Genomic DNA, 14,969 nt, shown 5'->3' with positions numbered 1-14,969 from the left:
CTTTCTTTCCTGCATGTGTTATAGCCTATGCATATTGTAAATACAGGTGAAAGAAAGATAGTGATAATGACAGATTTGCTAATGATTTGAACCAGCATATATTCTTGGAACACAGCCGATCATTAAAAAACGGGCAGATACATTACGTTTGCCCGTTCTCTTCAGTCGATTCGATTTTCTCGGCACAGCTGTTACATGTCAGTTTACCATTCATTTGTTCCCCGTCAAAAAAACCGTTCTCACAATAAACAGGTTTTCCACATAATTGGCATTCTCCTATTAATTCGCGCAAGACGATTACCTCCCTGTTTTTATTATATTGCAAGTATTAAGTGGATGCAAAACAGCTTCAGCTCGATCGGAGCGCTTGCCGTTCGATCGGGACTTTTGCTCGCTTGATCAATCGGAGTTTTTGCGCGTGTTCGATCGGAGCTCGTGTCTTCGGTCGGGAGGTAGACTTATGGAATCGGGTTACTACTCCTAAACACAGAAATTTCCCGTATGCTCTGGAAATCTGGCTGCTACACTCACCGTCGAGCAATACTCCATTATGTCCATTTCTTTTTATCCTCTTTCCCCGTTTGGCTCAATCCCTATACCAAAAAAACCGCACCATCAGGTACGGTTTTAAAAGATGCAAAATTACCTATGCAGCACTTAACAATGTCTTTGGCTGTTTGTTGAACAAGAAAAATATGCCAATGGTACAAATAACGAATGATGGTAAAATATATGAGCTGTTATAGAGTAAAGAATATATCCATACGTTCATTCCATCGATTGCCGATCCGAAGAATACAACCCCTGCAGCAAAGTGTGCGGCAAAACGTAATATTGAACCAAGAAACACACCTGCCATAATATAAGCTAACGAACGCTTCGTATTCCCTTCTTTTACAGCCCGTTGAATACGCTTAGCAAAAACACCGGCAAAACCGATTACAGTAAAGGCAACGCCATAATCAAGTACGCCTTGCCACGGAACCAAAATATAAGCGGATCCTACCGCAACCTGCAAAACACCCCAAAGGAATCCTGACAACAATCCGCCTTTCAACCCCCAGCGAAACGCAACAATAAAGATTGGAATCATGGCAAGTGAAATCGACCCGCCCTGCGCCCAAATTTTAAACGACAAAAATGGAACGAGATCAAGCATTAAAGCAAGTGCCGTAAAAATGGCCACCTCAATCAAAAATAATGTTCGTTTAGTCCGCATACGAAACTCCTCCCCTTTTCCAGCAGTAAAAAACAGCCGAAAGCGAATATTTTTTGCACACAAAAAAAGCAATGACAAAGGGGAAGCTTCCTGATGGGGAATCCGCTCACATTGCTTTTTATTCCATCAAAAAAGCCACCATCCCTACGCTAGTATTAACTAACAGGTTCAAAGGGTAAGAACTAAATTACTGTTCACTCTCAGCCATATGGCTCCCCCTGCAGACTTTTCTTTCTATGCTTTTTTCGTTACGTGTATTATAGCCTATTTATCATCTGGTGACAATGCCCTGATCCAGCAATTCCTACAGTGCTAAAAATTCCTCAACATCATTCACACACAATTGGATGGCACTTTCCCAGAAGTCCGGCTTCGTTAAATCAACTCCCAAATGAATCTCCGCCAATTCTTCCACGGTCATCCTACCTGTATCACGTAACAGTTCAATATATTCATCTTCAAAACTGCCGCCTTTTTCAAGGGCATATGCATAAATGCCCAGACTAAACAGATAGCCAAACGTATACGGAAAATTGTAAAACGGTGTACCTGTAATATGAAAATGCAGTTTTGACGCCCAAAAATTCGGATCATATTCTTCAAGCGCCCCGCAATAGGCTTCCTTTTGCGCCTCAACCATCAGTTCATTCAATCTCGGAACTGGTACCATCCCTTGTTTCCGCTCCTCATAAAACCGTTGTTCAAAAATAAACCGTGCATGAATATTCATAAAAAAGGCAACACTACGCTGAATTTTATCTTCCAGCACAGATAATTTTTCCTCTTTATTTCGAGCGTTTTTTACCGATGCATCGGCAATAATCATTTCTGCAAACGTTGACGCCGTTTCCGCAACATTCATTGCATACCGCTGATTTAGTCCATTCACATCATTCATCACGTGTTGATGATAGGCGTGGCCTAATTCATGTGCCAAGGTTGCAATATTCGAGGTTGTTCCCGAATAGGTCATAAAAATACGAGTTTGTCCACTATCTGGAAAGCTCGTGCAAAATCCACCCGGGCGTTTGCCAGCACGATCTTCTGCTTCGATCCAGCGTTTGTCAAAAGCCATTCGGGCAAAGCCTGCCATCTTCGGACTGAATTTACGAAAGTTCTCAACGATAAAGTTCGCTCCTTCAGTATAACTCGACGTTGTTACCGAATTCGTCAGTGGCGCCCCGATATCGTACATACTTAGTTTCTCTTGCCCTAATAATCCAGCTTTCTTTTGTAAATACTGAACAAATGGCTGTTTTTTGTTCGTTATGGCATTCCACATTGCATCCAATGTTGCTTTCTTCATCCGATTTATTGCCAGTGGCTCCTTTAATACACAGTTCCAATCACGATGTTTATATGTTTGCAGCCGGAAACCCGCTAAATGATTTAACGTTTGGCCAAACAGCGCAGCATTCCCAGTCCATGCTTCTCCCAACTTTTCAAATACATGTTTGCGAACAGAACGATCCGGATTACTTAATTTATTCGCTGCTTGTCCAACTGAATAGGACGTAATTCTCCCATTCTCTTCCAGATTAACATGCATATTCCCAACAACGGTTTCGTACATTTGTCCCCAGCCATGATAACCGTCGATTTGCAGGTCATTCATCAGTACTTCTTGTTCTGCTGGTAACAATTCTTTCGCCTTTTCCCTGTTTTCATTCAGGATAAAGGAAACTTCCCGCAGTCCAGGACGTTTAAGCAGCTCTTGCCAGGTTTGATCATCAATACTGATAAATTTTTGTTCCAAATTTGTTTTTATCGCACTCATTTTCGCTGATAATTCGCTGCGTTTACCAACTAAAACAGCCGCTTTTTCATCTTTGACATCCTGCGCACTTAAGCAACTGACAAAGGCAGATGCTTCCCGCAGTTTTTTCATCGTTCGTTCAAGTAATTCAACAATTCTTTCCAGTTTAACAGCGTCCACAGTTTCTTTCGCTGGATCAAAATCCGTTATCTCGGCAGCTAAATTTGCCATCTCTTCCTCTATCGTTGCTACATATGTATGAAACGCCGCTGACTCACTTCCACCGGAAAAAATAACATCCAAATCCCATGTAGGTTCATATGTTGTTTGCATCAAACCTCTCCTTTTTATAACAATTTCTACTCCTTTCATTATATCGATAAATGTGAATATTTTCATCCTATTTGTTCAAAAACGGAAAAAACTGGATTGTCAATTTTAACCACTTTTCCAAATTGTTGAGCAAATAGTCAACCCTTTTATTGCAAAACACCTTCCCACCTCTACCAGCAGGAAGGTTCTCTTCTCCAGGTTACCCAGGTGCCTATTTCCCTTTCTTTACCAGCCCATTGTCGAACAACACTTTCTTTTGCTGTTTTCCTCTCGTTGTAACGTAATTATTTTTAAACCATGCGATAATCGATGTCACGATGGTAAACAACAATGCAGCGAATTCCTTAACGATTTCAGAATCAATTGGCAAGGGGGATTTTCCAAATAGAACAAGAATCTGATTTGTTAATGCCAAAACCAATGCAGCAGTACGGATAATAGTTCCTTTATCCAACTAAACCACCTCCCCAAGTGGAATAAGCTTCCTACACTATTATTTTCAGTTAGTTAACATTATGTAACGGCTTATTAATTAGAACAAAAATGGACGGCCAATAGAAAAGCAAATAAAAACAACCCTGCCACGTATAAACGACGTGAACAGGGTTGCTGCTTATCTTGCATTAGCGGGAAATTAAGCACCCCCTCTTAAAGAATGAAAAACAATTGAAGAAAGAAAAGCGGCGGTAAACCGTATAGTCTAATTCATTCCAACCGATACATTCAGAGAGGAAAAGGCCTGATGAATGAAGTTTCCCTTTAGCTCGGGGGTCGTTTGACCGGCAAGACCCCATTGGTAATTTTAGAAACAATAATGTTAAAGACAACGACACCAAAAATAATGACAATTATTGCACTAATAAACTGCATCAAAATGCTGACAATTTCGTTTGGAATCGTATCCATCAAAAGGCGGGAACTATAGTATAAAAACGTGCCACCAATTCCCATCATAATCAAAAATGTCAGCAATACACCGATTATTTGTTTAAGCGTAAGTTTCCGCCACACTTCCTTATGTTTAAAAGCCGCATAAATTACATAGGCAAGTAAAACAATTACCATCATAACTGCACGATTCATATTATTTTCTCCTTATTTAAGTCTAGTGAATTGGTTTTCCCTGATTGACAGCTCTTTTCAGTACTTGCTGCATATACCCGATCCCGCTGCATTTAAGCAGGGGAAACGTGATCGGTATGGATTCACCAAAACTTCCATATACAACCCGCTTATATTTTTTACCTGTTAACACAATTATTTCATCGTATTTATCTAGTTGTTTCATCCTAACCTGTTCCCGCAGTTGCTCCATCGAAATGATTTCATCGCTTTTTTGATTAAACGTTACATCATATGGACCGTCCACGATATCTTCCGCAAACAGGAAACCATGCTTTGCCGATAAAATCACCCAATTATCTGTAAAAGTTTTTGCGTAATTTCGGCATAACGTATGAAATGTGCCAATATAAGCTTCCATTGCTGGCACTGCACCTAATTCTGGATACTTATCCCAGACTTTCTTAATCCCACACGGAATAATACCTAGTTGTTTCATGACAACACCCCCAATTTATTCTGTCACCACATATAGCTGTCTGATGGCCCACCGCCATCAAACGAATCATCTCCATGAAGTTGACCATTGCTGAAAACATATTCCAGAAAACTAGTTGTCTCACTCAACGACAACGCTTCATCATCAACAACAATACGCTGGATATCAAATGCCTCACTATCCTTTTCCTTATAAAATTCAATCCGAATATCATAATTGTGGTTATCAATCTGTTTTTCACCATGGTACGCCACAACAATGGATTTGCTATCATTGGTAACCTCTTGCCAATCTCCACGTGCAAAAAAATCATCAAATGTCTCGCCAACCGTTTTATCGGGGTATTGTTCAAATGTTCCATATTTGATCAGCTCCACCTGATCAACATTCATCGGAATAAACGACGCTGGGAGAATATATATAACTACTGAAATGAGGACTGAAAGCAATACACCAAGAAAACTTGCTTCCCCACGTTTTTTCAATTCCATTTGTTTTACCTCTTCCGTCAAACCCTGATTACGGATTAAGGATACTTTTTTCAGCGTATGTTTTTGATAGAAGTAATTGCCAAAAAGTCCCATCATGACTGCGACACCCATATTGATTGACCTGTCTACCGGATCCCATAGCGATTGGGCCGTGTATTGATAACCAACCAGATAAAGAATAAAATCAAATGCCAAGAAAATCAGTGCAAGAATAGCAACTTCCCGATACATCTTCCGGTACCCAAGCCAAAATATGCTTAAAAAGAAAGCCGGGAAATTTAGCGATGTCGGATTCCCCTTTTCCTTCATACGCTTCCATTTCGATTCATAGAAAGGATATTTCTCACCAACAAAATAACGCACATCCTCATCAAAAGAACTAGTTTCATAGGATGCATTCTGAACTGGCTCCGAATCCATGCTCGTTGCAGAAACAGGCTGCATCACCTTATGGCCGCAATTCATACAAAAGCTTGCATCTGCATCCAGTTCTGATCCACAATTGGCACAATACATAATAGTCCTCCCCACTTTTTTCATCTTAGCATCATTATAGCATTATCCAGGATCGATTTGCGATCCCTGACCTGATTGGTTTAAGGATGAATGACTACGGGAATGCTAAAAATTAACTTGACAATATTAATTTATGATTTTATACTTAGTATTGAAAAGTAACTAACATATAAAAAATACCTTATGGAGGGATTAAGATGGCAAAATCAACTTGGCTAATCGATCCAGTACACAGTTCACTAGAGTTTGTCGTAAAACACATGATGGTTTCAAAAGCAAAAGGAGTTTTCCAAGACTTTGAAGCCACTGTTGTTGCAGATCCAGAAGACTTAACGAATGCAGAAATAGAATTTGTAATTGATGTAAATAGTATTAACACGCGGAAAGAAGACCGGGACAATCATTTGCGCTCTGCTGACTTTTTCGACGTGGAAAATCATCCAAAAATGACATACAAAGTTACAGATATCACAAAAAAATCTGCGCATCATTATGATGTAACTGGAGACTTAACGATTCGCGGCACAACAAAACCCGTTACATTTGATGTGACTTTCGAAGGTCAGCACAAAGATCCGATGAGTGGTAATATAGTTGCCGGATTCAGCGGCACCGCGGAAATCAACCGTAAGGACTTTGGCTTAACATGGAATGCTGCCCTTGAAACCGGTGGCGTAGTTGTTGGTGAAAAGGTAAAACTCAATGTTGAAATTGAAGCACAAAAAGAAGCATAATTGCATTTTTGAAAGAGACTTTCCTGATGGAGAGTCTCTTTTCAAACGATCACGCCCGTTTCTTCATCAGCCATAAAAAGTAAGGAGCGCCAATGATTGCAACAAGAACCCCTGAAGGAATTTCATTTGGTGCGAGCAATGTCCGGCTGAACAAGTCCGCCACGACTAATAACGCTCCCCCAATCAAAATAGTAACCGGCAATAATCGCTGATTCGCTGGACCGACTAGCAATCTGGCAATATGCGGTGCGATAAGCCCGACAAACCCAATAGCCCCAACCGCTGCCACGCTTAGTGCCGCTAATAAAGTTGCCAAAAATGCCAATTGAAATCTGGCAGACATCACCCGCATTCCAAGTCCCTTAGCAGTATCGTCTCCTAAAGCTAATGTATCCAGTACCCGCATACGTATAACAAGCAAAGGAAAAATGATTACAACCGGCCAAACTAAATAGTTTACCAATTCTGACCAGCCTTTTGCATAGGTCGTACCAGATAACCATGTCAACGCTGATGCTACACCAATATCTGCACGAACGACCAATATCTGAACAATTGCTGAGCCAAAGGCGGAGACACCAATTCCTAACAACGCTAAAATTGTTGGTTTGAACTCCGCACGAATAGCAAAAATCATAACCATTAAAAAGAACACAAACGATCCGATAATTGCACCAACCGGAATCCAAGCTGCCGAAACACCAAAAACATACATCGTTAATAATGCACCTACTCCGGCACCGGAAGTGATTCCGATTACAGATGGGTCCGCCAGCGGATTCCGTAATACTCCTTGGAAAATCAACCCGCTTACAGCAAGCACCATGCCGCTTAACAACGCAACAAGCGCTCTTGGCAATCGCAGGTCGACAATTAAGCCCTTCATAAAGTCGTTTGATTCACCGAATAACGCCTGCAGTGTTACCATCGGCTCAAAACCGTAATTTCCAGATGCAAGGCTAATACAAAACACTAATACTATTAGTACAATTAGCATAGGAATAACAACTTTTAAGGACATATCCATCGTTGTTTTCCCAGCTGTAACCGACGTTACTTCATCGCCGTATTTTGCCCTTTTCAGCCGCAGTACTAACCAGATAAGCCATGGTGCCCCGATCAATGCAGTTATTGCACCGACCGGCAACTCGGAAAAGGACGGGTCAATTATTCGAGCCAGTATATCGGCAAAAAGCAGGACATTTCCACCCCAAATAAAGGATGCAATAATAAGTGGTAAATGCTTGCGATAGCCAATCAGTTTGATAATGTGCGGGGCAACTAGCCCGACAAACCCGATAGGACCAACAACACTTACCGTCACCGATGTCAGCATAACGGCGGCGATAACCGATATGAACTTGACGGTATTTACATTTTGTCCTAAAGCAATTGCGACATCATCACCTAATGATAATGTGTCAAGCCTAAAGGCCATGAATAATAGCACAATGAATCCAGCCAAAATAAATGGCCAAGAAAAATGTACACCACTCCAGTCATTTTGCACCAACGTTCCTGATCCCCATAAAAACAATCCAGCCGTTTCGTTTTCATAAAAAATCTGCAGGACACTAGTTAATGAAGAAAATAGGAAAGTAACAATCATACCAGCTAACACCATCCGTACAGGTGTCGCACTATTTCCTCCAGATAAGATAAAGACAATTAAAAACGTAATAATACCACCAAGAAATGCAGCGATGATCCCGTTTCCAACCAATACAGCAGGAAAAAAGACCGTCGTTGCTACTACTGCAAAATATGTCCCGGAATGAATCCCCAGTGTGCTTGCCGAGGCTAGCGGATTTTTTGTTACGGTTTGCAATACTACCCCTGCAACAGCAAGGGCTCCACCGGCCAGAATTCCCATTACCGCCCGGGGCAAGCGTAAAACACGCACTGTATGATGTGCAAGTGTATCTTCAGGTGCAAAAATTGCGTCCCTGACAGTAGAAACAGGAATAGAAACATTTCCTTGATTAATATGAATAAAAACGAATATGCACAAAAGCGCGATTCCACCTCCAAAGGTGAGAACCGCAACTAATGTCTTTTGAAAGGTATTCTCCATAACATCACTCTTTTACCATAGCATCGACTAATTGTTCTGTTAAAACTTCGGCAGATAAAACACCGCCAAATGGCCATGTATTGCCTGGAAGCTGATGTGTGTTACCTTTTTTCACAAAGCTCAGATTCTCCCAGACCGGATTTCCTTTCAGCTGGTTTGCAAAGATATTATCCTCATCCTGAACAATATATAAAAACTGTAAATTCCCTTCCTGGAAGTTTTGCAGCGCTTCAACCGTTACCTCACTGTATCCATACGTTTCAGTTTTGCCCGATTGATAGGCATTTTCAAATCCTAATTCACGCATTACCTGCGAAACAATGGAATTGTCCGTAAACAATCGTAATGTCGGTGTATCCTGTACTGTATACGCTTGTGTAGCAATATATTTCGATCCTTCAAGACCTGCATCAGTAACACGTTGCTTCTGATCCTTGATAAAACTGTCTAAGTCGGCCAAAGCATTATCTGCCTCTTGTTTCTTATTAACGATTTTTGCAATTGTTTTAAATTCGTCTTTCATATTTTGATAATGATCCCTTGCTGCTTCCTTACTATACGGATCAAATGTGACAGTTGGGGCGATTTCCTTCAAACTGTCCAAAATTTGCTCATGCCGGAATTTCACAGCAATGATTAAGTCCGGATTCAGACGAGAGATAGCTTCTAAATTAGGTTCTTGGCGTGTACCAACATCCTTTACACTATCAGCAAAATCTTTCTCAACATTAACAAATTGATGATAACCATCGAGGTCTGCAACACCGGCCGGCTGAATTCCAAGCGCTAATAAATCTTCAGCGTATGACCACTCAAGAACAACAATCTTCTTCGGAGTCCCTTTAATCGTCTGCTCTCCCATTGCGTCCTCAAACGTAACCTGGCGTCCATCGTCAGCTGACTTCGTATCATTTTCGTCATTTTTGTTATCCTCACTGCTACTGCATGCAGCCAATAATGAAAGCAATAAAATAAATACTGTTAGCCCTATTTTCTTCATGTTACATCTCCTCGTTTGTTTAGGTATCCAATCAAGCGAACTTTCCATTGGTGTCCGAGTTTTGCACGTGACGCTTTATTTAGACATCCAATCTGACAACCGCTATTAGTTGTGCTCAATCAGCGATAAACCAATATCGCGAATGAACGTACCAACCGCTGCAACGCTCTCATTATCTATGTAACCGCAGTCATCTTCCTTACCCAAATAAAGTAAAACTCCAATCAGAAGGGGTATTACAGCCCGTTAATGCGTAATAAAATAATGCATGAATGTGGTACAGAACTAAAAAATCGATCATAGGATTCCCTTGCCTATTGAAGCTTTTGTTCCTCAAATGACTTTAACTAACCTAATCGTAGATAACTGCCGGCAATTTTCTCCCCCAGAAAGGATCGTGCCTCATCCTCATTGATTCTCATTTCCCACGGCTCTCTCATGTGATGGTTTAGTACCTGCCAAATTCGGGATGATCAAACAACCTGGTTACCTCACCAGTCAATTTTCTCAGAGGTTATAATCAAGAATTGTTCGACACGTCTTGATTGCTTCAGCTAAGACGACTGTCATGACCTGTTTCCTGACCAAATTTTTAATTGAAAAAGATTCTCATTATCATTTGTAATGATAACGGAGCAGGATAATGCTGTCAATACTTTTTTAAATTTACCCATTCACCATTTTCACAAATTTATTTTCATACATACGTTTCTTTTTCGTATTATTTGTCGCATCGAAAAAAGCAATAACATCAGCGTATGCATTTTCCAGCAGCTCACGATCCTTTGTTTTCTCCAATTGTTCAATCGCCTTCTCATAACTAACCCCTGCCTGGTGCTTGTCCGCCTTTTTCTTATGCTCCAGGCAATAGGCATATTGCATGTATACCATTCCCACTTTACGATTATCTCTTCCAGGCAGTTTTTTATACAGATTAATTGCACGTTGATAATAAGGAGCAGCTTCGTCCAATTTTGCTTGATCAAAATGATAAAAAGCCATTTCGATCAAAGCCTCAGCGTGAATGAATGATTCAGACAGGCTTGATTCCTCCAGAAGCGAAAGTGACTCCTGTAAATAAGGGTATGCCTTTTCATTTTCACTCTTACTTCCGTAGATTTTTGCCAGACTAACCAGGCTGTTGATTTTCATCTCGAAATTTTCACCTGCAAGTTCAACCGCCTTTTCCAAATAATCGATCGCTTCTTCATGCTCATTTTTGGCAGAATAAAGCATGCCAATTTTAAAATGCAAATAAAGAATCATATACTTATCGCGGATATCGTCCTCCTGAAAATAGGTTAAACCTTGCTTATAATATTTAATCGCCCGGGTAAACTTCTCCAGTTTTTCCTCCGCTTCCCCTAACACCAAATATCCTCGGGCAAGTTTTATCCGGTCAGCCTCTGCTTCAGCTTCCATTCGTCTGACTGCATCCGATAAAATTTTGCGCGCGAGCTTATAATCGCTCATAAAAGCCAGTTCACCATATGTTACAAGCTCACTACCAGTCATACCCTCTGCTTTCGCATATAGCGTTTGTAAAATTGCAGAGGATTGCTTGTATTCCCCAATTTGCGCATGGCAAACCGCTTCCAGAAGCAATAACAGGTTGACAAGCTGTTTCTGATCACGATATTTTTTACGGTATTCCGCAGATTTTGTCAGCACATTAGGAAAATGATTACGTTTAAATTCTTTGACCAACAAGAGCAGATCTTCTTTGTTCGTCTCATCCTTCAATTGTTCGAATCGTTCTTCCAAGTTTAAAATATCCATATTTGGCATTGCATTATCCCCTATCCAGTCGTCTTTATTAATGATCCCAGCCTTATTGTAACTAAAAAACCAGGATTTTTCTCCCATTTTATCACAGTTTCATGAAATGATCATATTTTCACTTTCGTGTTATAATGACAATAAGGAGCGTGATCAAGCATGATTGTCTATTACGATAGTTTTTGCAAGATCTGCACGAATAGTTCCATTCTCTGGAAAAAATTCGACTGGAATAACCGGCTTACCTTTGCATCATTTCGTGACTTGGAAGATTATCCTAAGGCGATGGAAGAAAGTCTGCATGTTCATCAGAAAGGAAAATGGTATACAGGATATAACGCCTTGATGCAAATTACCAAACAACTGCCGTTACTATGGGTTATGGTTCCGTTCATGTATATTTTTAAAGCGATCGGTATAGGGGACTTCATTTATAAAAAGGTTGCCAAAAACAGAAAGCTCATCCCGGTTAACCAATGTCGTGATGGGGCATGTCAAATTTCTAAAAAAAGCTAATTATGATGATTTGTATTCCACTGTTTCAGAAGAATAAATATTGATCATCATTTTTCCATTACGAGCCTTTGCCCGAATTAAAATCGGCTGATTGTAATCATTTTTGAACACAAAATCCGGTCCATACCAGCTTACCGTCGCATCACGACCCGGTGGAACATATGGTACACTTCTGCTATGTGAGTAGCGTTCTACAATTTTGATTCCAACAAGATTTACAGCATTATACAATGTTGATGATACCTGACAAATTCCTCCACCAATATCCTCGGCCAACTCACCCTTTACGATAACCGGAGCGCGCATGTATCCTTTTTCTTTCGTCCGCTTTCCAACTACCTTATTAAAGGAAAATGTCTCCCCAGGAAATAGAACGTAATTATTGATTGCATCTGACGCTAGTTCAATGTTATGGGAACGCTCTTTGTTACCTGGTTTGAAATGGGTCACATAACTGCCAATTTTCTTTTCCCGTATATCCGCTAACAGTTCACTATCTATCCTTGGATATACCGGCTTTTTCGGCACTTCTATTTTTGTCGGTTCACCATGATAAAAGAATTTTCGAAACTGGACATTGAATTTTTGCCGATCAAGTGTAAATCCTGGTTCTTCTTTAATAATTTCCCCTTGATCATCCAGTTTGGCATTAACTGGCGATTTACTTATTTTTTGCTCAATGGTATCAAACATCAGGTTTAGTCTCTCCTTCCCGATAAATGGCCCATCCAAAAATGGCACAGCATAATGATCACGCGTAACGGTTGTAACAATTTTTCCTTGATCAGTCACGGTTAATTCATTGGGTATTATAGCTAGTGGGGAAATGGCTAACAGAAATGAAAAAATGATGGACTTCATCTATTCCAACCTCCTGCTAGTAGTATTGGTAAAAGAAGAAAATACATGAGAAAAACATACGCCGAAGATTTTCTGACGTATGTTTAAAATAAATTATAAAATCCGAAAAACATGCTGTAGAACCGTACTGTCGTTCTAAAAAAGATAAATAACAAACACCAGTAATGATAAAGTAATTGTTAATGCATAAATGGCAATTAGTAGCGGGATGTTTGATTTTAAAGAACTTGTTTCATATTCATGCGAACGCCTCAGTTGATCCTCTATACTGTCACCTACTTCTTCGTATTTCTTCATCTTATTTTCCTCTTGCTTGAAAACAAACATTGTTCCTATCAGTGCTGCAAGACACAATACAATTAAAAATACAATAAGTCCAATACTCATGTAATCTTCCTCCTAATATGTTGTAATTCTAACAAACACAAGAGCAAAACGATAAGTGCTTATTATCAATACAATCACCTACTTCTATCATGATACGAAACGAGGAGGAATTCCACTAGTAAATCTGAACTTTTTGTGAAATTTTCAGTGAATTTCGCCTTTGTAATCGACCCGCTGCTAGTACTGTTTATTACATTTAAAAAAGCACCAAAAAAAGCCCCTTGAAGACTCAAGGGAGCTTATTATTTTATCTATTAACGGAAGTCACGTGTATTTTCCATGCTCCGGCTAGCACATGCGTAACCGACAACCGTTGCCAGTGCCGCCAAAATAAAATATAATATTCCTTTTTTCATTCCATAAACCCTCCCCTTCGTTGTTTTAAAATAGTTAAAACGAAAACCGTCACGTTAGGAAAAGCATTCGTATACGGTCAGATTTAAAACGGGCGCACTTTTCCTTTTTTAAGAAGCAGTCTTGGGCCACCTTGCAAGAATAACGAACGATTGTCAATTACTTTTTTCATCGCCGCAGCTGATTTGCCATACAATTTTGTACCTGAGAATACAGTACCCATTGCATCTGTAACCCCAAGAGAGGCAACGGTACCTTTATCATCAAATACAAAGTTTGTTAATGGTTCATTATGAAGCAGCGCCTTGATATTATTTGCACAAGTTGTTGCGTGTTGCATTGCTGCCTGCGCTGTTGGCGGGAATGGACGTCCTTCCGCTTCGTTCATCACCCATGCACAGTCACCAAGAATGAAAATATTGTCCTCACCAGGTGCACGTAAATCACCGTTTACCGTAACTTTTCCTTTTGTCAATTCAAAACCGGATTTACTTAGGACTGGGCTGCCTGTTACACCACCCGTCCAAACAATGGTGCCTGCCTTAATTTCCTCATTGTCCTCACCAACAACGAAACAATCGGCTTTACACTCTTTAATCGCAGCACCTTCACGAAATTCCACACCGCGCTCCTGCAAAGACTTTTTAGCATAAGTAACCAAGTCTTTATCAAAGCCAGGCATAATCGATGGTGCAGCCTCCACATTGATGATGCGAACCTTGCTGCGGTCAATATCATATTTCTTGCATAACTGTGGTACTTTTTCAGCAAGTTCCCCAACAAATTCAATTCCTGTGAAACCACCACCACCAACTAGAATGGTTAAACTATCGTCGTCCTTTTCTTCACCGTTTTTGTATTGAGCGAATTGGTATTCGATATGCTCACGGATCAATTGACAGGAATCGATATCCTGAATAAAGAATGCATTTTCTTCCATCCCTTTAATGCCAAATGTGTTTGTCACAAAACCAAGTGAAATGACTAAATAATCATAGGAAATTTCACTGTTTTCCAGCACAACAAGATTTTCATCCCGTTTCACTTCTACAACAGAATCGTAAATTAAACGAACGCGATTTGGACTAATCACATCGCTAATCATAAAACGTGCCCTGTTATGATTAATGGTTCCTGCCGCTACCTCGTGCAACCAAGTCGTTTCATAATGGTAATTGTGTTTGTTGACAAGTACAATTTCCGCCTCATCAATACCAAGATTTTGTGTCAGTTTTTTCGTTGTCATCATTCCGGCATAGCCTGCACCAAGGACAACAATTTTTGGTTTGTTCATGATCAAATCCACCTTCCCATTTCATTCATTTGCAATAAATACTATAATTACAAACCAGTTATGTAACAATATATCCATAATAGCAAAGTTTTTA

At 40.1% G+C, this 14,969-nt stretch carries 15 protein-coding genes and 1 riboswitch; of the genes, 2 read left to right on the top strand and 13 right to left on the bottom strand.

Going from position 1 to position 14,969, the window contains the following annotated elements; translation table 11 throughout:
• Positions 1-142: 142 nt before the first annotated feature.
• From CZ382_RS23930 to CZ382_RS04145, 7 genes are all read right to left on the bottom strand, one after another.
• The gene (locus CZ382_RS23930; protein WP_188725560.1) at positions 143-292 is read right to left on the bottom strand and encodes a hypothetical protein; all 150 of its coding nucleotides are present in this window, start codon (positions 290-292) and stop codon (positions 143-145) included.
• Between the two features lie 354 nt (positions 293-646).
• On the bottom strand, positions 647-1,219 hold the full coding sequence (gene thiT, locus CZ382_RS04170; protein WP_088050974.1) for an energy-coupled thiamine transporter ThiT: 573 nt from the start codon (positions 1,217-1,219) through the stop codon (positions 647-649).
• Between the two features lie 124 nt (positions 1,220-1,343).
• A riboswitch (TPP riboswitch) is annotated at positions 1,344-1,448 on the bottom strand.
• A gap of 75 nt (positions 1,449-1,523) precedes the next feature.
• Entirely contained in the window at positions 1,524-3,308 is a 1,785-nt protein-coding gene (locus tag CZ382_RS04165) for a M3 family oligoendopeptidase (protein WP_088049958.1), read from the bottom strand.
• A gap of 211 nt (positions 3,309-3,519) precedes the next feature.
• Positions 3,520-3,762, bottom strand: a complete 243-nt coding sequence (locus CZ382_RS04160) for a phage holin (protein WP_088049957.1) — start codon at positions 3,760-3,762, stop codon at positions 3,520-3,522.
• Positions 3,763-4,067: 305 nt separating this feature from the next.
• Positions 4,068-4,391 (bottom strand): hypothetical protein, encoded by a 324-nt coding sequence (locus CZ382_RS04155; protein WP_088049956.1) that lies wholly within the window; start codon positions 4,389-4,391, stop codon positions 4,068-4,070.
• Positions 4,392-4,413: 22 nt separating this feature from the next.
• Positions 4,414-4,869, bottom strand: coding sequence for a DUF6884 domain-containing protein (locus CZ382_RS04150; protein ID WP_088049955.1), 456 nt, complete (start codon positions 4,867-4,869; stop codon positions 4,414-4,416).
• Positions 4,870-4,892: 23 nt separating this feature from the next.
• Entirely contained in the window at positions 4,893-5,876 is a 984-nt protein-coding gene (locus CZ382_RS04145) for a DUF2628 domain-containing protein (RefSeq protein WP_159457761.1), read from the bottom strand.
• A gap of 197 nt (positions 5,877-6,073) precedes the next feature.
• On the opposite strand from CZ382_RS04145, the gene CZ382_RS04140 reads away from it, so the two are divergent.
• Positions 6,074-6,610, top strand: coding sequence for a YceI family protein (locus tag CZ382_RS04140; RefSeq protein WP_088049954.1), 537 nt, complete (start codon positions 6,074-6,076; stop codon positions 6,608-6,610).
• A gap of 49 nt (positions 6,611-6,659) precedes the next feature.
• On the opposite strand, the gene CZ382_RS04135 is transcribed toward CZ382_RS04140, so the two are convergent.
• The 3 genes from CZ382_RS04135 to CZ382_RS04125 all read right to left on the bottom strand — a co-directional run bounded on the left by CZ382_RS04135 (position 6,660) and on the right by CZ382_RS04125 (position 11,472).
• Entirely contained in the window at positions 6,660-8,684 is a 2,025-nt protein-coding gene (locus CZ382_RS04135) for an iron ABC transporter permease (protein ID WP_088049953.1), read from the bottom strand.
• Between the two features lie 4 nt (positions 8,685-8,688).
• Positions 8,689-9,684: an ABC transporter substrate-binding protein gene (locus CZ382_RS04130; RefSeq protein WP_088049952.1), complete on the bottom strand. Its 996-nt coding sequence runs from the start codon at positions 9,682-9,684 to the stop codon at positions 8,689-8,691.
• A 666-nt stretch (positions 9,685-10,350) separates the two neighbouring features.
• On the bottom strand, positions 10,351-11,472 hold the full coding sequence (locus CZ382_RS04125; RefSeq protein WP_159457760.1) for a tetratricopeptide repeat protein: 1,122 nt from the start codon (positions 11,470-11,472) through the stop codon (positions 10,351-10,353).
• A 150-nt stretch (positions 11,473-11,622) separates the two neighbouring features.
• On the opposite strand from CZ382_RS04125, the gene CZ382_RS04120 reads away from it, so the two are divergent.
• Entirely contained in the window at positions 11,623-11,979 is a 357-nt protein-coding gene (locus CZ382_RS04120; RefSeq protein ID WP_088049950.1) for a thiol-disulfide oxidoreductase DCC family protein, read from the top strand.
• Here the strand turns inward: CZ382_RS04120 and CZ382_RS04115 are convergent, their stop codons facing one another.
• From CZ382_RS04115 to CZ382_RS04105, 3 genes are all read right to left on the bottom strand, one after another.
• Positions 11,980-12,840 carry a VanW family protein gene (locus tag CZ382_RS04115; RefSeq protein WP_088049949.1) on the bottom strand — a complete coding sequence of 287 codons (861 nt, stop codon included), beginning with the start codon at positions 12,838-12,840 and terminating at the stop codon, positions 11,980-11,982.
• A 135-nt stretch (positions 12,841-12,975) separates the two neighbouring features.
• Positions 12,976-13,227 carry a hypothetical protein gene (locus CZ382_RS04110; protein WP_088049948.1) on the bottom strand — a complete coding sequence of 84 codons (252 nt, stop codon included), beginning with the start codon at positions 13,225-13,227 and terminating at the stop codon, positions 12,976-12,978.
• Between the two features lie 439 nt (positions 13,228-13,666).
• Entirely contained in the window at positions 13,667-14,875 is a 1,209-nt protein-coding gene (locus tag CZ382_RS04105; protein ID WP_088049947.1) for an NAD(P)/FAD-dependent oxidoreductase, read from the bottom strand.
• Positions 14,876-14,969: the final 94 nt, after the last annotated feature.

Source organism: Virgibacillus dakarensis (assembly GCF_900155625.1).
Classification (GTDB): Bacteria; Bacillota; Bacilli; order Bacillales; family Amphibacillaceae; genus Lentibacillus_C; species Lentibacillus_C populi.
Note: the sequence above shows the minus strand (reverse complement) of the source record. Positions and strands in the feature narration are given on the sequence as shown.